The organism is Actinomadura rugatobispora, assembly GCF_055379765.1.
In genome coordinates, this window is record NZ_AP029191.1 from 1930165 (window position 1) to 1949671 (window position 19507).

The 19507-nt window shown below is 74.4% G+C and carries 15 protein-coding genes; 7 read left to right on the top strand and 8 right to left on the bottom strand.

Going from position 1 to position 19507, the window contains the following annotated elements; translation table 11 throughout:
* Window positions 1-13: 13 nt before the first annotated feature.
* The 3 genes from ACZ466_RS08005 to ACZ466_RS08015 form a co-directional block, all read right to left on the bottom strand.
* Window positions 14-856 carry a universal stress protein gene (locus ACZ466_RS08005; protein ID WP_378293003.1) on the bottom strand — a complete coding sequence of 281 codons (843 nt, stop codon included), beginning with the start codon at window positions 854-856 and terminating at the stop codon, window positions 14-16.
* 397 nt (window positions 857-1253) lie between these two features.
* Window positions 1254-1604 (bottom strand): ArsR/SmtB family transcription factor, encoded by a 351-nt coding sequence (locus ACZ466_RS08010; RefSeq protein WP_378293005.1) that lies wholly within the window; start codon window positions 1602-1604, stop codon window positions 1254-1256.
* Between the two features lie 47 nt (window positions 1605-1651).
* Complete coding sequence (locus tag ACZ466_RS08015) at window positions 1652-1849, bottom strand: DUF3073 domain-containing protein (protein WP_378293007.1); 198 nt, start codon at window positions 1847-1849, stop codon at window positions 1652-1654.
* A 364-nt stretch (window positions 1850-2213) separates the two neighbouring features.
* Here ACZ466_RS08015 and ACZ466_RS08020 point away from each other — a divergent pair, with 364 nt between their 5' ends.
* Complete coding sequence (locus tag ACZ466_RS08020; protein WP_378293009.1) at window positions 2214-2633, top strand: histone-like nucleoid-structuring protein Lsr2; 420 nt, start codon at window positions 2214-2216, stop codon at window positions 2631-2633.
* A 132-nt stretch (window positions 2634-2765) separates the two neighbouring features.
* The gene (locus ACZ466_RS08025) at window positions 2766-3695 is read left to right on the top strand and encodes a LysR family transcriptional regulator (protein WP_378293011.1); all 930 of its coding nucleotides are present in this window, start codon (window positions 2766-2768) and stop codon (window positions 3693-3695) included.
* Window positions 3696-3762: 67 nt separating this feature from the next.
* On the opposite strand, the gene ACZ466_RS08030 is transcribed toward ACZ466_RS08025, so the two are convergent.
* A complete protein-coding gene (locus ACZ466_RS08030) occupies window positions 3763-4338 on the bottom strand; it encodes a TetR/AcrR family transcriptional regulator (RefSeq protein WP_378293013.1) in 576 nt (191 codons plus the stop codon).
* A gap of 218 nt (window positions 4339-4556) precedes the next feature.
* On the opposite strand from ACZ466_RS08030, the gene groL reads away from it, so the two are divergent.
* Window positions 4557-6185, top strand: a complete 1629-nt coding sequence (groL, locus tag ACZ466_RS08035; protein WP_464043101.1) for a chaperonin GroEL — start codon at window positions 4557-4559, stop codon at window positions 6183-6185.
* A 246-nt stretch (window positions 6186-6431) separates the two neighbouring features.
* On the top strand, window positions 6432-9110 hold the full coding sequence (locus tag ACZ466_RS08040) for an ATP-binding protein (protein WP_378282648.1): 2679 nt from the start codon (window positions 6432-6434) through the stop codon (window positions 9108-9110).
* A gap of 1 nt (window position 9111) precedes the next feature.
* Here the strand turns inward: ACZ466_RS08040 and ACZ466_RS08045 are convergent, their stop codons facing one another.
* A complete protein-coding gene (locus ACZ466_RS08045) occupies window positions 9112-12228 on the bottom strand; it encodes an AfsR/SARP family transcriptional regulator (protein WP_378282647.1) in 3117 nt (1038 codons plus the stop codon).
* A 108-nt stretch (window positions 12229-12336) separates the two neighbouring features.
* Between ACZ466_RS08045 and ACZ466_RS08050 the strand changes: the two genes are divergently transcribed.
* Complete coding sequence (locus ACZ466_RS08050) at window positions 12337-13203, top strand: NAD(P)-dependent oxidoreductase (RefSeq protein WP_378282646.1); 867 nt, start codon at window positions 12337-12339, stop codon at window positions 13201-13203.
* A 13-nt stretch (window positions 13204-13216) separates the two neighbouring features.
* Here ACZ466_RS08050 and ACZ466_RS08055 read toward each other — a convergent pair whose 3' ends face one another.
* Window positions 13217-13948 carry a hypothetical protein gene (locus tag ACZ466_RS08055; RefSeq protein WP_378282645.1) on the bottom strand — a complete coding sequence of 244 codons (732 nt, stop codon included), beginning with the start codon at window positions 13946-13948 and terminating at the stop codon, window positions 13217-13219.
* Between the two features lie 293 nt (window positions 13949-14241).
* Between ACZ466_RS08055 and ACZ466_RS08060 the strand changes: the two genes are divergently transcribed.
* Entirely contained in the window at window positions 14242-15690 is a 1449-nt protein-coding gene (locus ACZ466_RS08060) for a hypothetical protein (RefSeq protein ID WP_464043104.1), read from the top strand.
* A 7-nt stretch (window positions 15691-15697) separates the two neighbouring features.
* On the opposite strand, the gene ACZ466_RS08065 is transcribed toward ACZ466_RS08060, so the two are convergent.
* Window positions 15698-16498: an IPT/TIG domain-containing protein gene (locus ACZ466_RS08065; RefSeq protein ID WP_464043106.1), complete on the bottom strand. Its 801-nt coding sequence runs from the start codon at window positions 16496-16498 to the stop codon at window positions 15698-15700.
* A gap of 129 nt (window positions 16499-16627) precedes the next feature.
* Window positions 16628-17605 (bottom strand): SDR family NAD(P)-dependent oxidoreductase, encoded by a 978-nt coding sequence (locus tag ACZ466_RS08070; protein WP_378282642.1) that lies wholly within the window; start codon window positions 17603-17605, stop codon window positions 16628-16630.
* Between the two features lie 143 nt (window positions 17606-17748).
* Here ACZ466_RS08070 and ACZ466_RS08075 point away from each other — a divergent pair, with 143 nt between their 5' ends.
* Window positions 17749-19449, top strand: coding sequence for an ExeM/NucH family extracellular endonuclease (locus ACZ466_RS08075; RefSeq protein WP_378282641.1), 1701 nt, complete (start codon window positions 17749-17751; stop codon window positions 19447-19449).
* Window positions 19450-19507 lie beyond the last annotated feature (58 nt).

Here is a 19507-nt window from a genome sequence, read left to right on the forward strand (position 1 = left end):
CGACCCTAGCCGGTCAGCCGGACTGGACGACGGCGACCGGGCTGTGGGCGTGGTGGATCACGCCGTGGCTGACCGAGCCCAGGCCCGGGACGTTCAGCCAGTTGTGGTCGTGGGCGCCGACGACGACCAGGGCGGCCCCGCGGGACGCCTCGCGGAGGGCGGTGACGGGATGGTCGCGGACGATGTCCGCCACGACCTCGACGTCCGGGAAGTCCCCGCGCACGGGGGCCTGGGCGCGGACCACCTCCTGCTCGAGCTTCTCCACGACCGCCGCGGCGGGCAGGTCCGCGCCGCCGTCCCGCCAGGCGTGCAGGACCCGGACGCGGGCGCCGCGCACGGACGCGGCGTCGAAGGCGTACCGGAGGATGCCGCCGGGGTCCGAGACCAGGTCGATTCCGGCGACGACCTCTCCCCCGCCCTCGGCGGACGCGGGATCGCCGCGCACGATCACGACCGGCACGGCGGTGTGCCCGGCCAGCCGCAGCCCGGTCGAGCCCAGCAGCAGGCTGGCGAACCCGCCCCGGCCGCGATGGCCCACCACCAGCTCGAAGGCGCGCCGGGACCGGTCGGCCAGCACGACCGCGATCGCCTCGGCGACCAGCTCGGTGGTCACCTCGATCCCGGGCCGGTGCTCCCGGGCGGTCCGCGCGGCCTCGGTGAGGATCTCCTCGCCCGCCTCGGCGACGCTCTCGGCGATCTGGCCGGGCGCGAACAGCGGCAGCTCGTACAGGCCCCGGTCGATGGCGTGCACGATGTGCAGCGGCCGGCGGCGCAGGGCGGCCTCGTCCGCCGCCCACCGCACCGCGCGGGAGGCGCCCGGCGATCCGTCGGTGCCCACGGCGATGGGGTCGGTCATCGTGCTCAGCTCCCTCGGCTCGCGTGCCTCACGGTGTTCTTTCCCAGCCCCGCAGCGGCGGTGCCGCCCATGCCCATGCCGAACACGCCGATGCATCACCCACCCGCCGAACCGGTCGGTCAGCGCGCCCACCGGGATCCGTCCCAGTTCAGCGCGAACCCGAGGGTGGCCATGGCCAGCATCAGCCAGGGCGGCCGCGACGTGCCCATTCCCGCTCCCTCCCGTCCACCGGCGCGCGGCCGGACGGGGGGACCATGGTCATGATCGGCCATCCGGCGCGATCTTCACTGTGGTCGAGGAGGGGCGGCTCAGATAGGGACCTTGGTCCTCCGCTGGGGCCTTTTCACTCCGGCGCGACCAGAAATTGGGGCCGGGGATGCCCCGTGGACGGGACGGTTCAGCGGGTGGCGAGCCGGGTGCGGCCGCCGGTCTCGAGCCCGGTGGCGGGCTCGTCCTCACCGGCCGGCAGGTCGGCCAGGATCCGCCGGGCCGCGCCCATCAGCTCCGACACGTCACCGCCCGCCAGCTCGTAGGTCACGCTGGCCCCCTCGCGCCGGGCGGTCACGATCCCGGAGCGGCGCAGCACCGCCAGCTGCTGGGAGAGGTTGGAGGCCTCCACCTCGATCTCCGCGAGCAGGTCGCGGACCGGTCTGGGCCCCTCGCACAGCATCTCGAGGACCCGGACGCGCACCGGGTGGCCGAGCGTCTTGAAGAGCTCGGCCTGGGCCCGGTGCGCGGGGACCGGCATCCCTCAGGCCCTCGTCCAGGGGCCGTGCGGGACGCGGGCGCCGTCGTTCACGCGCCCGGCTCCCGGTCATGGTCACGCTCGCCCTCGGCGGCGTCCTCGGGGACGGACACGTGCCCCGCGGGCACCGCGGGCGACTCGGTGACTCCCAGCTCGTGGCGAAGCCGCTCCAGGTCGGTACCGCCTCCGCTGTACTTCAGCTTCCGCGCGACCTTCGTCTGCTTGGCCTTGGCCCGACCGCGTCCCATACGCCCGCCCTCTCTCGTGCAAGGGCCACGTCACCCTTGAACGACGCGGCCCGCTCTATCGCCGACTCATGCTGAGCACGCCCGCGATTGTAGCCAATTGAAAATTTGTTCAACTCGAACTCTGAATGTGACGGCCCCCACATCACGGCCCGTACACGCCCCCGGCACGGGCGGGACCCGGTTGGAGGGCGGGCGGCCGGTCCCGGTGACGGAGGGCGGCGAGCCGGCCGGGCGGGCCGGAATCGCCCCGTCCGGCAGGGCGACGACCAGCGCCGATGAGAACGAGAGGGCACGCCGCGAGAGCGGCGCTACTACGCGCCCGAGTCCGCTAGCGTCTGGGTAGCCAGCTAGCGGAAAGGACCACATGGCGGAGAAGGTCATCCTCGTCGACGACATCGACGGCACCGAGGACAGCGATGTCGCCAAGCGGGACTTCGACGTCCTCGGACGGAAGTTCACGATCGATCTGAGCGACGCGAACGACAAGCGCCTGCGGGACGCGCTCGACACCATCGAGGCGTTCGTCGACAAGGCCCGCGAGGTGAAGGCCGCCGGACGGGGGCGCAAGGCCGCGAGCCCGGCCAAGATCAAGGGGTACACCAACTCCGACGTGCGCGAGTGGGCCCGGGAGAACGACGTCGAGGTCTCGGCCAAGGGCGTGATCGCCGACGAGGTGTACGCGGCGTTCATCGAGGCCCACCCCGACGCGGCGCCCGACGGCAGGCCCGGCTCCGGGGAGGCGTCCGCGGACGCCTCCGGCGAAGGCCCCGGCGACGACGCCTAGCGTCTCGCGCCCGGCACGGGATCCCCGCACGATGGACGGGCGGCGCGGTCACGCGCCGCCCGTCCGCGTTCCCGGGAACGGATCGTTCACGGCCATCACAAGATCCCGCAGGGTTTCGTGTTGAATGGCCACATGATCGACCCTCGGCTGCAGACTCTCCGCGTCCTCCAGGAGGAGGGCACGGTCACCGCGACCGCCGAGGTCCTGCACCTCACGCCCTCGACGGTCTCCCAGCAGCTCCGCCAGCTCGGCAAGGACCTCGGCGTGCCGCTGCTGGAGGCGCAGGGCCGCCGGGTCCGCCTCACGCCCGCCGCGTACACGGTGCTGGAGCACGCCGACACGCTCTGCTCGCAGTGGGAACGGGCCCAGGCCGATCTCGCGGCGCACCGCCAGGGCACCTCGGGCCAGGTCCGGTTCGCCGCCGTGTCCAGCGCGCTGGCCGCGCTCGTCGCCCCGGCGGCCGCGCTGCTGCGCGCCGAGCACCCCCGGCTGGGCGTGCGGATGGCCGAGCAGGAGAGCCAGAAGGTGTTCTCGCAGCTGCTGGCCCGCCGCACCGACATCGCCGTGGTGATCCCGACGGCGGACGGCCCGCCGCCCGGCGATCCGCGCTTCGACCAGCGGCCGCTGCTGGACGAGCCGCAGGACCTCCTGGTGCCGCCGGGGCATCCGCTGGCCGCGGGCGGCGCGGTGGAGCTGGCCGAGGCGGCGCACGAACCGTGGATCGGCTGCCCGAACCGTCCCGACCAGCACCATCTGCTGCTCGCCTCGTGCGCCGCGGCCGGGTTCACGCCCGGCATCGCGCACGACGCCAACGAGTGGTTCGCCGTCTCCGCCCTGGTCTCGGCGGGCTTCGGGGTCGCGCTGGTGCCCCGGCTCGCGTCGCTGCCTCCCGAGAACGGCGCGGTCCGGGTGCCGCTGCGCGGGGATCCGGTGCCGTCCCGGCGGATCATCACCTGCGTCCGGCGGGGCAGCGGGCGGCAGCCGCCGGTCGCGCACGGCCTGGAGGCGCTGCGCCGGGCGGCGGACGCGCGGCGTGCGCGCGACCGCCCTACGAGGGGCTAAAGGCCTGGCCGCGCTCGCCAAGTCCCGGTCAGGGGCGAGCCGCCAGGCGAGCGCCGTGGGCCGGGACTTAGAAACACAGCCCGGGGAGGCCGATCTGCTGGAGGGCCTCCCGCAGGACGGTCTCGTACGGCGTACCGTCGTCGAGCCGGAGCCAGTGGCCGGTCGCGGCGGCGGTCGCGCCGACGACGGAGGCGGCCAGGACGGCGGCGCCCAGTTCGCCGGCACCGCTCCGCTCGGCGATCGCGGCGGCCAGCGGCGGCTCGATCGCCGCCATCGCCTTGAGGTACTCGCCGCGCAGCGACGGGTTGGAGGCGATCATGCGGATGATCGCCCGGTCCGGCTCGGCGGGCGTGTGCACCTCGATCACCGCGGCGACCAGCGCCTCGTTCAGCGGCTCGGCCTCCGGGCGGGCCCGCAGCGCCGCCGCGAGCTGCTCGCCGCGGTCCGCCGCGACGGCGCAGATCGCCTCCTCGCGGCTGGAGAAGTGGTTGTTGTAGGTGCGCGGCGAGACCCCGGCCAGTTCGGCGATCTGCGTGACGCGCACGTTCTCCGGGCCGTTCTCCAGGGCCAGCCGGAGGGCGGCGGCGCTGATGGCGGCGCGGGTGGCGAGCCGGTTGCGGGTGCGCAGGTCCAGGTCGTCCATGCGGGGAGTCTAGCGGAAGATCTTTGCGTGACGCGCAACTTGTGCGTGGCACGCAACTTGTGGTTACAGTACTGGCGTCAGGGATTGGCACTCCGGGAAGGAGAGTGCCAATGCGGGCCAGCGCGGATCCGGCCGGCGACACCTCCTCGCGGGGGTGGTCCGTCGCGGGCGCCGGACGGGTCCGTCACGGCCGTCGTGTTTTCGGGAGGACGGAGCCTATGGCCGCAAGGATGATCGCGTTCGATGAGGAGGCCCGTCGGGGTCTGGAGCGCGGGATGAACCAGCTCGCCGATGCCGTGAAGGTGACCCTTGGTCCCAAGGGTCGCAATGTGGTGTTGGAGAAGAAGTGGGGCGCTCCGACGATCACCAATGACGGTGTGTCGATCGCCAAGGAGATCGAGCTCGAGGACGCGTGGGAGAAGATCGGCGCGGAGCTGGTGAAGGAGGTCGCGAAGAAGACCGACGACGTCGCCGGTGACGGCACGACGACGGCGACCGTCCTGGCCCAGGCTCTCGTCCGTGAGGGTCTGCGCAATGTTGCCGCCGGTGCGAATCCGATGTCGCTGAAGCGTGGCATCGAGGCCGCGGTGGAGCGGGTGAGCGAAGAGCTGTCGAAGCTGGCCAAGGATGTGGAGACCAAGGAGCAGATCGCTTCGACGGCGTCCATTTCGGCCGGTGACCCGCAGATCGGCGAGATGATCGCCGAGGCGATGGACAAGGTCGGCAAGGAAGGCGTCATCACCGTCGAGGAGAGCAACACCTTCGGGCTGGAGCTGGAGCTCACCGAGGGCATGCGCTTCGACAAGGGCTATCTGGCCCCGCTGTTCGTGACCGATCCGGACCGGCTGGAGGCCGTCCTCGACGAGCCGTACGTGCTGGTCGTCGACGGGAAGGTCTCCGCCGCCAAGGACCTGCTGCCCGTCCTGGAGCAGGTGATGCAGTCCGGCAAGCCGCTGCTCCTGATCGCCGAGGACGTGGAGGGCGAGGCGCTCCCCACGCTGCTGGTGAACAAGATCAAGGGCATCTTCAAGTCGGTGGCGGTGAAGGCCCCGGGCTTCGGCGACCGGCGCAAGGCCATGCTCGGCGACATCGCCACCCTCACCGGTGGCCAGGTCATCTCCGAGGACGTGGGCCTGAAGCTGGAGAACACCACCCTGGAGATGCTGGGCCGCGCCCGCAAGGTGGTCGTCTCCAAGGACGAGACGACGATCGTGGACGGTGCGGGCGACGCCGTCGGGATCGCGGGCCGGGTCAACCAGATCCGGACCGAGATCGACGGGACCGACTCCGACTACGACCGCGAGAAGCTGCAGGAGCGGCTGGCCAAGCTGGCCGGCGGTGTCGCGGTGATCAAGGCCGGTGCGGCGACCGAGGTGGAGCTCAAGGAGCGCAAGCACCGGATCGAGGACGCGGTGCGCAACGCCAAGGCCGCGGTCGAGGAGGGCATCGTCCCCGGTGGCGGCGTGGCGCTGCTGCAGGCGGCCGTCCCGGCCTTCGAGAAGCTGGACGTGTCCGGCGACGAGGCCACCGGTGCCGCGATCGTCAAGCGGGCCCTGGAGGAGCCGCTGAAGCAGATCGCGGTGAACGCCGGCCTGGAGGGCGGCGTGGTGGTGGAGCGGGTCCGCAACCTGACGCCGGGTGAGGGCCTGAACGCCGCCACGGGCGAGTACGTCGACATGTTCGAGGCGGGCATCCTGGACCCGGCCAAGGTGACGCGGTCGGCGCTGCAGAACGCCTCCTCGATCGCGGCGCTGTTCCTGACCACCGAGGCCGTCATCGCCGAGAAGCCGGAGAAGACCCCGGCCGCCGGCGGGGGCGCCCCGGACATGGGCGGCATGGACTTCTAGGCATGGACCACTGAACAGGTCCAAAAGGGGCGGTCCGACAGGACCGCCCCTTTTTTCGATCACTGCGGTGCGTCAGTACCGAAAAGTCTTGCGCGTGAACGGAAGAACGGGAGCGCCGGGACGCGCTAGCATCGCCCCATGCTCATGCGTATGCACGTGCATTTGGGCACCCATATGCATACGCCGATGCATGGGCCGATGCACGGGATGTGGAAGGCGGAACGGACGGGAACGGGGTGACGGGTGATGGCGGCGGAGCGACCACCGGCGGTCCATCGGGCGATCATGTGCGTGGACGTGGCCGGTTACGGGGATCACCGGCGGACCAACCGCGACCAGGTCGCGGTGCGCGAAGGTCTGTACAGGGCGCTGCGGCGGGCCTTCATCCGCTCCGGCCTGCGCTGGGAGCGCTGCCACCGCGAGGACCGCGGCGACGGCGTGCTGATCCTGGTGCCCTCGGAGGTGCCCAAGGAACTGCTGGCCGGGCGGCTCCCGGTGGAGCTGGCCTCGGAGCTGGAGGCCCACAACGGGGGCGCCGGGCCGGAGGCGCGGATCCGGCTGCGCGCCGCGGTCCACGCCGGGGAGGTGCAGCACGACGACCACGGCGTGGCGGGGACGGCGATCAACCTGGCGTTCCGCCTGCTGGAGGCCGGTCCGCTGAAGGACGCGCTGCGCGGGTCGCCCGGCACGCTCGCGCTCATCGCCTCCGAGTGGTTCTACGAGGAGGTGATCCGGCACCACCCGGCGAGCGACCCCAAGGCGTACCGCCAGGTGCCGGTGGCGGTCAAGGAGACGCTGACGCGCGGCTGGGTGCGCCTGCCGGGCCTGCCGGGCCTCCCCTCTCTGTCCGGGCTCGTCCTGGGACGGGCCCCCGGCGAGCCGGAGGGACCGCGCCAGCTCCCCGCCGCGGTCCGCGACTTCGTCGGCCGGGACGCGGAACTGGCCCTGCTCGACGATCGGCTCACTCCCGGCGACGACGTGGTGATCGCGCTCGTGACCGGCACGCCCGGGGTCGGGAAGACCGCGCTGGCCGTGCACGCCGCGCACCGCGCGCGGCACCGCTTCCCCGGCGGCCAGCTGTACGTGGACCTGCGCGGGTACGCCGCCGAGCCCGCGCTCGCACCGGAGCAGGCCCTGGAGGGGGTGCTGCACGCCCTGGGCGTGCCCGCCGGGCGGATCCCCGCCCCGCCCGCCGCCCGGTCGGCGCTGTACCGGTCGCTGCTGGACGGCCGCCGCGTCCTGATCGTGCTGGACAACGCCGCCTCGGCCGCGCAGGTCCGGCCGCTGCTGCCGGGCGCCCCCGGCTGCGCGGTGCTGGTCACCGGCCGCGGCGACCTGTCCGGCCTCACCGCCCGCGAGGGCGCCCGCCCGCTGGAGCTGGCGCCGCTGGAGCCCGCCGAGTCCCGCGCGCTGCTGCGCCGGATCGTCGGCGCGGAACGGGTGGACGCCGAGCCCGGCGCCGCCGCGGACCTGGCCCGGCACTGCGCCCACCTGCCGCTGGCGCTGCGGGTGGCCGCCGAGCGCGCCGCGGCCCGTCCCGGCCTGCGGCTGGCGGGCCTGGTCCGGGAGCTGGACGAGCGCAACCGCCTGGACGTGCTGGGCGCCGACGACGAGCACACCGCGCCGCGCACCGTCCTGTCGTGGTCGTACCACGCGCTGCCGCCCCCGGCCGCGCGGATGTTCCGGCTGCTGGCGCTGCATCCCGGCGCGGAGGTGTCGCCGGGCGCCGCCACCGCCCTCGCCGGTGCCGGGCCCGGCGAGGCGCGGCGGCTGCTCGACCGGCTCGTCCGGGCGCACCTGCTGGAGGAGGCGGCCCCCGGCGGCCGCTACCGCCTCACCGGGCTGCTGCGCTGCTACGCCGCCGAGCTGGCCGAGACCGAGGAGCCGCGGCGGGACCGCTCCGCGGCCGTGCGCCGCGTCCTGGCCTGGTACCTGCACACCGCCGACGACGCACGGCGGCTGCTGTGCCCGCACCGCGTCGCGCCCCGCCTGACCGTGCCGGACGGCCCGCCGCCGCGCCGCTTCCGGTCCGCGCGGGAGGCGCGGGAGTGGTGCGAGTCCGAGCGGGACAACCTGGTCGCCGCCGTCCGCCACGCGCCCGCGACCGGCCACCACGACATCGGGTGGCGGCTCCCGCTGGCGCTGTGGACGCTCTGCCTTCCGCGCGGCCCGTGGACGGACTGGGTCGCCGCCCACCGCGGCGCCCTCGACTCGGCCCGGCACTCCGGCGACGACGCCGGGGAGGCGTACGCGCTGGGCGCGCTCGGCTTCGCCCGGCAGGACCGCGGCCGCTTCGAGGAGGCGGCCAACCACTTCCTCAGCGCGCAGCTGATCTTCAAGTACGTCCGGGACCGGCGGGGCGAGGCGTGGGCGCTGCACGGCCTCGGGTACGCGCTGCGCCGCCTGCACCGCTACGACGAGGCGATCCTGCTGCACCGCCAGGCGCTGCGGATCTCCACCGAGATCGGCGACGCGGGCGGCCGGGCCTGGTCGCTCGGCGGGCTCGGGTTCGCGTACGCGGGACGGCGCCGCCACGCCGAGGCGCTGAACCACTTCGAGCGGGCGCTGTGCATCGCCCGGGGCACCGACCGGCGCGCCGAGGGCTGGGCGCTGTACGGGCTCGGCCACGCCTACCAGACGCTGGGACGTCCCGAGCAGGCCACCGGCCACTACGGGCGGGCGCTGGAGATCTTCCGCGAGATCGGCGACTGGCGGGGCCGGGGCGAGACCCTCGACGGCCTCGGCAAGGCCCATCTGAGGGCCGGGCGGCCCGAGGCCGCCCGCGCGTGCTGGACGCGGGCCCTGGAGGCGTTCCAGGACCTGCGCTCACCGCAGGCGTCCCGGGTCCGTGACCGGCTGCTGATCCTCGACGACGACACCGTCCGCGAACTCCCCGAGTCCGAGGCCGCCGTGCCCTCCCCCTGACTCAGCCGGCGGAAGCGGGCGTGGGGGTGGCCGACGCGGCGATGCGGGCGGCGATGCGGTCGACGTCGGCGCGTTCGGCGGGCGGGAGGGGCGCGCCGGTGGACGCGCGGATCGCGGTGGCCTCCTCCAGCGATCGCGCCGCCTCGCCTGGATCGTCCAGCGCCCCCGCCAGGCCCTCCAGTGCGAGCGCGACCGCGCGCGGGTTCCCGGTGGCGCGGGCGGCGGCGAGCCCCTCCCGGTGCAGGCGCAGCGCGGACTCCCCGTCGCCGCGCAGTTCGGCGACGAAGCCGAGTTCGGCGAGGATCAGGGCCAGGCCGGGGCTGCCGTCGGCGTCGCGGCACCAGTCGAGCCACGCGCGCAGGTACGACTCCGCCGCGTCCAGGTCGCCGCGTCTCCGGGCGGCCAGGGCCAGCCCGATCTCGGCGAAGTTCTCCGCCCGCCGGTGCGACTCGGCCCTGGCCAGGCGTGCGGCGCGGCGGTGCAGGTCGTCGGCGCGGTCGTGGTCGCCCTCCAGCAGCGCGACGCGGCCGAGCCGGGCCAGCTTGCCCGACGCCTCCGTCCACAGCCCCAGCTCTTCGGCCGTGCGCAGCCCGTCCTCGTGGTACGCGGCGGCGCGCGGGTAGTCGCCCCTGGTCTCGGCGAGCACGCCCAGCGGCTCGGTGACCTGGAGCAGCCCCCACCGGTCGCCGAGGCTCCGGAACAGTGCGGCGCTTCGCTCACCATCGCGTTCCACGGCCGCGAGGTCGCCCCGCACCATCGCCTGCCCGGCGCGGGAGCGCAGCGCCGCGGCCGTGCCCCAGCCGTCGCCCGCGGCGGCGAACCCGTCGAGGGCCTGGCCGACCAGGTCGTCGATGGCGCCGAGGTCGCCGAACCCGGCGCGGGCGAAGCCCAGGAACCAGGCCGCCCAGGCGCGGCCGTGGCCGTCCCCCAGGCCCTCGAAGGCCGCCAGCGCCTCCCGCGTCAGTTCCGCGCGGCCGTTGCCGTCGCCTTCGAGCATCGCGAGCCCGGCACGCCAGGTCCGGGCGCGGGCGAGCAGCGCGGGGTCGATGCCCCGGGACGCGGCGCCGGTCGCTGCGCCGATCGCCTTGTCCAAGGCGTGCAGCGCCTCGCCCAGGCGTCCCCTCAGGAACCACGACCAGCACAGGGCGTTCACGAGCCGCAGCGCGGCCTCGGCCGCGCCGTCCTCGACGGCGGCGTCCAGCGCGGCCCGCATGTCGGCGCTCTCGGCGTCCAGGCGGGCCAGCCACTCGCGCTGGTCGTGCGAGCGCAGCCGCGGCTCGGCACGTTCGGCCAGGCCGAGGTGGTAGAGGTAGTGGCGGCGCCGGGTCCGCTCGTACTCCCCGGCCTCGCGGAGGCGTTCCACGCAGTACGCGGCGACCGATTCCAGCAGCCGGTAGCGCGGCCCGCCCGGGGTCTCGGCCATGACCACCAGCGAGCGGTCGACCAGCCCGGCCAGCCGGTCGAGGACGTCGCCGTCGTCGCACACCCGCTCGGCCGCCTCCAGGGTGCAGCCGTCGGCGTGCACGGCCAGGCGGCGCAGCACCCGGCGGTCGGGCTCGGGCAGCGGCTCGTGGCTCCAGTCGATCACCGCCCGGAGGGTGCGCTGCCGGCCGGGCGCGTCCCGGGCGCCGCCGTCCAGCAGCCGGAACCGGTCGTCGAGGCGGGCGGCCAGCTCGCGGGCGCCCAGCGCGCGGACGCGGGTCGCGGCCAGCTCCAGCGCCAGCGGCAGCCCGTCCAGCCTGCGGCAGATCGCCGCCACCGCCGCCGCGTTCGCCGCGGCCAGCGCGAACCCGGGCCCGGCGCGGGCGGTGAACAGCTCGACGGCGCCGTACCGGGCCAGCTCGGCGAGGTCCTCCCCGCCGCGCGGCACCTCGAGCGGCGGCACGGGCCACAGCCGCTCCCCGTACACGCCGAGCGGCTGGCGGCTCGTCGCCAGCACCCGCAGCCCCGGTACGGAGCGCAGCAGCACCGCCACCAGTGCCGCGACCGGCTCCACCACGTGCTCGCAGTTGTCCAGGATCAGCAGCATCCGCCTGCCGCGCAGCGCCCCCGCCAGCCGTTCGACGGGATCGGCGGCGGGCCGGTCGCCGTCGCGGACGCCGAGCGCCGCCGACACCATCGGGACCAGGGCGGCGCCCACGTGGTCGAGGGCGGCCAGCTCGACCAGCCACACCCCGTCGGGATGGTCCGGGACGGTCTCCCGCGCCGCCTCCAGCGCGAGCCGGGTCTTGCCGACCCCGCCCGGCCCGGTCAGGGTCAGCAGGCGGGTCCGCGCGAGTTCGGCCCGCACGTCGCGCAGCGCCCCCTCCCGTCCCACCAGCCCGGTCACGGGGGCGGGCAGGTTGGTGCGGGGGCGGGCGTCCAGGGCCGGGTCCTGCCGCAGGATCGCCTGGTGGAGGGCGGCCAGGCCGGGGGCCGGGTCCAGGCCCAGTTCCTCCCGGAGGTGCTCGCGCAGCTCGTCGTAGGCGCGCAGGGCCTCGTGCTGCCGTCCCGCGCGGTAGAGGGCGCGCATGTGGGCGGCGCGGAGCCGTTCGCGGAGGGGATGGCGGGCGACGTGCTCGGCCAGTTCTCCCGCGAGGCGGTGGCGCTCCCCCAGCTCCAGGAGGGCTTCGGCGCGCTCCTCGACGACCGTGAGCCGCAGTTCCTCCAGCCGTACGGCCTCGGCCCGGACGGACTCGACCTCGTCGAACCCGGCGAACGCCTCGCCCCGCCACAGGGCGAGCGCCTCGTCCAGGAGCGCGGCCTTCGAGCGCGGGTCGGCGACGGCGGCGGCCCGTTCTGCCAGGGCCTCGAACGTTCCGGAGTCGACGTCGTCCGCGGTGACCGCCAGCAGGTACCCGGGCGGGCGCGACTCCACCAGCGCCCGCGCCCCGGGCTCGGCGTCCTCCAGCGTCCGGCGCAGCTGCGAGACGCGGGCCTGCAACGTCGCGGCGGGACGGGACGGCCGGGCCGCGAGGCCGGACCCCCACAGGTCGTCGACCAGCCGGTCCGCCGGGACGACCCGCGCCCGGTGCGCCAGCAGGGCCGCGAGAACCACCCGCACCTTCCGGTCCGGCACGGTGACCGGCTCCCCGTCCCCGGTCCGCGCCTCCAGCGGCCCGAGCACCCCGAAACGCATACCGATCACCGTATGCGACCCGGACCGGGCCCGAAACGAACCCGAAGTCCCGCGGGCGACGCTGACCGCACTGACGCACCGAACGGATCACACGATGGGAGCGCACGAATGAAAGTGACGGTCATGGGGCTCGGCCTGATGGGGACGGCCCTCGCCGAGGCCCTGCTGCGGAACGGCCACGAGACGACCGTGTGGAACCGCTCGCCGGCGAAGGCCGCGCCGCTGGTCGGCAAGGGCGCCGCGCAGGCCCGCACCCCGGCCGAGGCGGTCGCCGCGAGCGATCTGGTCATCGTCTGCCTGTCGGTCTACGCCAACGTCCAGGACGTGCTGGACGAGGCCGCCGGGGCGCTCGCCGGGCGCACCGTCGCCAACCTGACCAACGGGACGCCGCGCCAGGCCCGCGCGATGGCCGAACGGGTCGCCGGCCACGGAGCCGACTACCTGGACGGCGGCATCATGGCCGTCCCGCCGATGATCGGGAATCCGGGCGCCCTCGTGCTCTACAGCGGCTCGCGGCGCGCCTTCGACGCCCACCGCGGCACGCTGGAGGCCCTCGCCGGCGCGCGCTTCCTCGGCGGCGACGCGGGCCTGGCCCCGCTGTACGACCTGGCGCTGCTCAGCGCGATGTACGGCATGTTCGGCGGCTACTACCACGCGATGGCGCTGGTCGGCACCGAGAAGGTCACCGCGGAGGAGTTCACCCCGATGGTCGCCGACTGGCTCACCGCGATGCTGGCGGGGCTGCCCGGGGCGGCGCGGCACATCGACGGCGGCGACCACGCGACCGAGGTGTCCAGCATTGCCAACAACGCGGCGGGCTTCCCCAACCTGGTCGACGCGGCCCGCGACCAGGGGATCGGCACCACACTCCTCGAACCGATCGGGGAGCTGATCGACCGCGCGTACGCCGAGGGCCACGGCGCCGACGCGCTGACGCGCCTGGTCGAACTGATCCAGAATCCCCGCCCCGAGTAGAAACGGGTGTGCTTCAGCCCTGGCCGCGGCCCGGCTCCTCGGGGCCCCGCCGCGGGCGCTCGGAGCCCGCGGGACGCTCGGCACGGTCGGACCGGTCCGCACGGTCGGCGGCCTGGTCGAGGCCCCGGCGGCCGGACGGCTCCGGACGACCCTCACCCGGACGGGGGGCGGAGGCCGCGACGGCCTCCTCACGGTCCTTGTCCCTGTCCTTGAGCAGCCCGGCGTTCTCGGCGTACTGGAGCCCGCGCGGCGTGATGTCCCAGGCGTTGTGCCGCCATTCCTTGCGGCGCCACACCACGCCCGCGCTCAGCAGCTTGCGCCCGACCCGGCTGATCTCGGTCTCGTCGGTGCCGAGCTCAGCGGCGAGCTGCTGGTTGGACAAGCCCTGCCGGCGCGCCACCGCGACCAGGAAGCGGGCCGCGTGGCCCTCGGGGTGCAGCGAGAGCTGCAGGCCGGACGGCAGGCGCCGCAGCGCCCAGTGCACGGTGTCGATGAGCCCGAGGACGCGGCCGCGCTGCTCGCGCTGGTCGCCGTCCAGGGCGGGGGCGTCGAGATAGTGCGTGCGGTGCAGCCACTGGAGTCCGTCCTGGACCTCGACGAGCGCCGGCTCGTCGGCGCAGAGCGAGGCGTCGGTGATGAGCATGCCCAGCGCGCTGAACTGGCCGTCGCTGATCGTTTTGGCGTGCTCCATCGCGTCGATCAGCCGCCTGACCTCCGACCTCCGGTCGTGACCGAGCTGCGGCATCTGCCCCCTGCCCTGCGCCCCTGCGTTCACGGCTCACCCCACGGTCGTCGCGGAAGACGGACCACCTCAGGATGCGTCCATGCCAAGTGAATGTCAAGTGACGAAGGAGACCTTTCCGGCGAGGTTTCGGAAGCCCCAAGATCACGTACGGACGTTCCGAAATCGGGGCCCCCGACATCCGCCGGGGTTTCTGTATCAGATGCCACTGATGGCCGGAACTCGCGAGAGTTAGCATCGATCGACCACCCGTGACCACCCTTGTCAACCCCCTGGGGGCGCTTATGACGGATCAGTTGGCGGCACCTGCCCGTGAGGCCCATCCCGCCGATCCAGCTGATCTCTTCCTCCAGCTCTACGACGAGCTTCCCGACCGCCACTTCCACGGGTGGCAGGCCACGCGGTGGTACGACGACGCGGGGGTGCGGCGCCGCGCCGGGGAGATCTCCGAGATCGTCCTGGCGCTGGGCTCGCTCAGCCCCGAGGTGACCGAGGAGAACATCGCCGAGGACGGCGACCGCGGCCGGTTCACGGTCCTGCTGGGGCTCGACGGCGCGCTCGCGCACGCCAACCCCTACGGCCCGTACCACGACGCCCCCGCGCTGACCGGCCTGACCGTCCGGTACCTCACCGAGGGGCGCCTCAACGGGGACGAGCGGGAGGGCGCGCTGCTCCCCCGCTGCGCCTTCCCCGGCCGCCCGCGCGGACGCCGCACCAAGGCCGAGTTCTTCGGCGTGCACCGCGTCCCGCCCGAGGAGTGGGCGAAGGTCGACCACACCCTGCTGCCCCCGGTCCTCGACCCGCACTTCGACCGCGACGAGCCGGTGCCGGTCGGCTGCGTGCCCGTGCTGGAGACCTTCGACGACATCGAGATCGACTTCGAGCGCCGGTACGGCATGACCGTGTACCGGCTGCGCCCCAGCGACTCCCACGTCAGCCGGGACCGGATCGAGACGATCATCCGGCGGCTGGACGAGGCCGGCGCCCGGATCGCGGTGATGCCGGAGGTGTCGCTGTCGGACACGCTGCTGGAGCGCTGGAAGGAGGCCGCCTTCCACACCGCCGGCCGCGATCGCGGCAGGCACCCGCTGCGCTTCCTCCTGCTCGGCAGCGGCCCCCTCGGCACCGACGACCCGCCGCCCAACCGGGCGGTCCTGATCGACCGCTGGACGGGCCGGGAGCTGCTCGTCCAGGACAAGCTGTCGGGCTTCACCCTGGACGCCGCCCAGATGCGGCTGTGGCGGCTGCCGGGCGCGCCGTCCACCGGCACCGCCGACGAGTACCTCACCCCCGGCTCCAAGGTCGGCCTGCTCGACTCGTCCTTCGGCCGGCTGGCCGTCCTGATCTGCGAGGACCTCAGCCGCTCCGTCGGGTGGGAGCGCGAGCTGCTGTCCTGCGGCGTCTCCCACCTGTTCGTGCCGATCTTCTCCAAGCCCATCCTGCGCTACCGGTGGGAGCAGCAGGCCGCCGAGCGGCAGATCTCGGCGCTGGGCGGCTGGGTCACGGTCGCCAACAGCCTGGTGATCGGCACGGCCGTCCCCGCCGACGAGCTCCAGGGCCCCCGCTACACCGCCCTGGTGGCGGGTCCGGGCGACCCCGCCCGCGCCTCGTACGCCGGCGACGTCCAGTTCGCCCGCGCCAAGACCGGCGAGGAGCCCGCCGTGCTGGACGACACGCGCGCCCTCCCGGCCGTCATGCCGGGCGCCGCGTACCACCTCTGGCACGACCACTGGCCCGGCGACTGACCCGGGGTCATTCCACGGTGAACTCCATGGGGCCGGTCGCCGTGCCGCCCGGCGTGATGACGGTCGGCCGCCCGGTGACGGCGCCGGGCGGCACCGTGGTCTGGACGCGGTCGTCGCCGGCGTCGGTCACCGGGGCGTCCACCGCGCCGAAGCGGACGGCGGACGCCGAGCCCAGGCCCGCGCCCCGGATCACGACCACGGCGCCCACCGGCCCGGACGCGGGCTCCACCGAGTGCACCTGGGGCGGCAGCGCCTGGTCGCGTCCCGCCTGGGCGGGGGTGAGCAGGGTGGCGAAGACCGACCGCAGCTTCTCGGCGGTCTCCTGCGAGAACAGGCCGACCAGCGCGGCGATCGCGGTGACGCCGTAGGGGTTGACGTCGGACGAGCCGCCGGTCGGCGAGGTCAGCCCGCCGCGCAGCACCAGGTACACGATCAGCCCGAGCAGCGCCCCGACGAACGGCAGGAACAGGTACATCATCAGCCAGCTGCGCCGCAGCGCCCGGTTCCCGACGTACCAGTAGAGGGAGCGCAGGGCGTGCACGACCCCGCCGATCGCGCCCGCCGCCATGACGATGACGAACAGGCACTCCTCGCGGGTCATCCTGGCCACGGCGCCGAACAGGTGGACGGTCACCACGTTCGCCGTCGCCTCGGGCCGCCCGTCCCGGCCGATCTGGGGCGCGGGCGGCCACGCCTGCACGAGCACGACCGCCAGTCCCGCCGCGAGGAGCGCCAGGGCCGCAGCGACGAGGACGATGTCGCGCGTGCGCGCGTATCCGGTGCCGACCGCCGACCCGCTCCCCGCCAACGCGCGCACCCCGTTCCCGCCGCGCCCCGCCGCCGGGTCGGCGGGGTCGTCGCACGGTTATCGAGGCGCGCCTCCCGGGCGTTTCGGGCTTGCGGCCGGGTTCAGGAGGCTTGGTTCAAGGCGAGGCATTCAGGACGGGGCCGGGGCGAAGGCGTCGACGCCGGTGAGCTCGGCGGAGAGCGTCCAGAGGCGCTCGGCGTCGCCGGGGTCGACCGCGTACGGCTGGACGCCGGTGCCGGGGGGCGCGTCGTCCGTCCAGACCTCGGCGATGTCGCAGTCCTCCAGGTAGACGCCGCCCATGCCGTCCAGCTGCGGCGACGTGGCCGCCCACACCTGCGTGGCAGCGCCCTGCTCGGGCGACTTCCAATCGAAGAGCGAGTTCCCCTCCTCGTCCATCCAGCCGCTGGCGATCATCTCCTCCTTGGGGATGTGGCGCTGCAGCGGGGTGCGGATGCCGCCGGGATGCAGGGCGAAGGCGCGGACGCCGGAGTCGCGGCCGAGGGCGTCGAGCCGCACGGCGAACAGCACGTTGGCCGTCTTGGCCTGCCCGTAGGCCGCCCACTTGTCGTAGCCGCGCTCGAAGGAGAGGTCGTCCCAGCGGATCCCGGAGTTCCGGTGGGCGATGGAGGACACCGACACCACCCGGGCGCCGGGCCGCAGCGCCGGCCACAGCCGGTTGACCAGCGCGAAGTGGCCCAGGTGGTTGGTGGCGAACTGGGACTCCCAGCCGGGGCCGACGCGGGTCTCCGGGTTGGCCATGACGCCGGCGCTGTTGATCACGATGTCGATGCCGCGTCCGGAGGCCAGGAAGTCCTCGGCGAAGCGGCGGACGCTCTCCAGGTCGCCCAGGTCCAGCACGCCGACCTCGGCGCCGTCGATCCCCGCCAGCGCCTCCTCGGCGGTGGACCGCCGCCGGGCCGGGACGACCACGTGCGCGCCGGCGCCCGCGAGCGCCCGGGTGGTCTCCAGGCCGATCCCCGAGTACCCGCCGGTGACGATGGCGAGCCTGCCGGACAGGTCGATGCCGCTCAGGACCTCGGCCGCGGTGCTCTGCGCGCCGAAGCCCGAGCCGATCTTGTGCTGCGGTGTCGTCCGCTGTGCCGTCATGGCCCCCACGCTAGGGACTGGAGCACACTCCAGGTCAATCCGCCCCTGCCCTCCAAGCCCGATATTTCGTGGTTCATTACGAATCGATGGAGTCTTCACCAAGGGTTGGCCAGGGTGAACCGCGTCCGGCTTAGCCTCCGCGCATGCGCCGTACAGCAGCAGCAGTCGCGACCGCCCTGGCCGCGGGTCTCGCCACCACGACGGCCGGTGCCGGGACGGCCCTGGGCGGGACACCGGCGGAGGCGTGCGAGAGCACCCCCGCCACGCACCGGATCGCCCAGGTCCAGGGCACCGGGGCCACCACGCCCCTGAACGGGCAGACGGTGCGGATCGAGGGCACCGTCACCGGGGACTTCCAGGCCGACGACCAGCTCAAGGGCTTCTTCGTCCAGGACCCGGCCCCCGACGACGACCCGCGCACCTCCGACGGCCTGTTCGTCTACTCGACCAAAGAGGTCAAGACCGGGGACCGCGTGCTGGTGACCGGCCGGGCGGTCGAGTTCGGCGGCCTGACCGAGCTGTCGCCGGTGACCGCCGTCGACGTGTGCGGCACGGCCCGTTCGATCAAGCCCGCGCGGGTGAGGCTGCCGCTGGAGGGCGGCGTCGAGGCGTACGAGGGCGTCCTGCTGCGGTTCGGCCAGCGGCTCACCGCGACCGAGACCTACCAGCTCGGACGGTACGGCGAGGTGACCGTCTCCGAGGGCGGGCGGCTGTTCCAGCCGACCGAGGGACGCGGCGGCACGCAGGCGGGCAACGACGCGCGCCGGCTGCTGGTCGACGACGGCTCGACGGTGCAGAACCCGGCGCGCGTCCCGTTCACCGAGCCGCACGCGCTGCGCATCGGCGACACCACGACCAACCTCACCGGCGTGCTCAGCCAGGGCTTCGGCAGCTACCGGCTGCAGCCGACGAGCGACACCCACTTCGCCCGCGCCAACCCGCGTCCCGCCAAGCCCGCCGGGGTCGGCGGCGACGTCAAGGTGGCGAGCTTCAACACGCTGAACTGGTTCACGACGCTGGACGAGCGCGGCGCCACGACCGCCGAGGAGCAGGAGCGGCAGATCGCCAAGCTGGTCGCGGCGCTCAAGGGCCTGGACGCCGACGCGGTCGGGCTCATGGAGGTCGAGAACAACGGCGACACCGCGGTCAAGGCGCTGGTGGACCGGCTGAACGCGGCCGTCGGCGCGGGCACCTACAGCTGGATCAGGCACCCGAACCCGGGCACCGACGCGATCCACGTCTCGATCATCTACAAGACCGCCCGGCTCACGCCGGTGGGCGCGGCGCGGTCGTCGGCCGAGCCGGTGTTCGAGCGGCCGCCGCTGGTGCAGACGTTCCGGCCCGCCGCGGGCGGCGCCCCGTTCACCATGATCGTGAACCACTTCAAGTCGAAGGGCTGCGACGGCGCGACCGGCGCGGACCGCGACCAGGGCGACGGCCAGGGCTGCTTCAACCCCCGCCGCGTCACCCAGGCCCGGACGATCGCGGACCTGGCGGCGCGCGAGGAGGGCCCGCTGGTGCTCGGCGACCTGAACGCCTACTCCGCCGAGGACCCGATGAAGGTGCTGACCGCGGCCGGGCTGGTCGGGCAGACCGAGCGGTTCGTCCGGGACGGGCAGCGCTACAGCTACGTGTTCGACGGCCAGTCGGGCGAGCTGGACCACGTCCTGGCCGGGCCGGAGCTGTCCAAGCGGGTCAGCGGCGCGACGATCTGGCACATCAACAGCGACGAGCCGCTCATCCTCGACTACAACACCGAGTACAACCCGCCGGGGCTGTACCGGCCGGACGCCTACCGCTCCTCCGACCACGACCCGGTGCTGGTCGGGCTGCGGCTGCGGTGAGCCCGGGGGCGGGGACGGGGACGGGGTCATCGACGGGTGCGCCTCCGCGGCGTATGAT

What these genes read in the sequence shown, in the direction of transcription:
- ACZ466_RS08005 (WP_378293003.1), bottom strand. Translation starts at nt 856, where the DNA reads ATGACCGACCCCATCGCCGTGGGCACCGACGGATCGCCGGGCGCCTCC.
- ACZ466_RS08010 (WP_378293005.1), bottom strand. Translation starts at nt 1,604, where the DNA reads ATGCCGGTCCCCGCGCACCGGGCCCAGGCCGAGCTCTTCAAGACGCTC.
- ACZ466_RS08015 (WP_378293007.1), bottom strand. Translation starts at nt 1,849, where the DNA reads ATGGGACGCGGTCGGGCCAAGGCCAAGCAGACGAAGGTCGCGCGGAAG.
- ACZ466_RS08020 (WP_378293009.1), top strand. Translation starts at nt 2,214, where the DNA reads ATGGCGGAGAAGGTCATCCTCGTCGACGACATCGACGGCACCGAGGAC.
- ACZ466_RS08025 (WP_378293011.1), top strand. Translation starts at nt 2,766, where the DNA reads ATGATCGACCCTCGGCTGCAGACTCTCCGCGTCCTCCAGGAGGAGGGC.
- ACZ466_RS08030 (WP_378293013.1), bottom strand. Translation starts at nt 4,338, where the DNA reads ATGGACGACCTGGACCTGCGCACCCGCAACCGGCTCGCCACCCGCGCC.
- groL (WP_464043101.1), top strand. Translation starts at nt 4,557, where the DNA reads ATGGCCGCAAGGATGATCGCGTTCGATGAGGAGGCCCGTCGGGGTCTG.
- ACZ466_RS08040 (WP_378282648.1), top strand. Translation starts at nt 6,432, where the DNA reads ATGGCGGCGGAGCGACCACCGGCGGTCCATCGGGCGATCATGTGCGTG.
- ACZ466_RS08045 (WP_378282647.1), bottom strand. Translation starts at nt 12,228, where the DNA reads ATGCGTTTCGGGGTGCTCGGGCCGCTGGAGGCGCGGACCGGGGACGGG.
- ACZ466_RS08050 (WP_378282646.1), top strand. Translation starts at nt 12,337, where the DNA reads ATGAAAGTGACGGTCATGGGGCTCGGCCTGATGGGGACGGCCCTCGCC.
- ACZ466_RS08055 (WP_378282645.1), bottom strand. Translation starts at nt 13,948, where the DNA reads ATGCCGCAGCTCGGTCACGACCGGAGGTCGGAGGTCAGGCGGCTGATC.
- ACZ466_RS08070 (WP_378282642.1), bottom strand. Translation starts at nt 17,605, where the DNA reads ATGACGGCACAGCGGACGACACCGCAGCACAAGATCGGCTCGGGCTTC.
- ACZ466_RS08075 (WP_378282641.1), top strand. Translation starts at nt 17,749, where the DNA reads ATGCGCCGTACAGCAGCAGCAGTCGCGACCGCCCTGGCCGCGGGTCTC.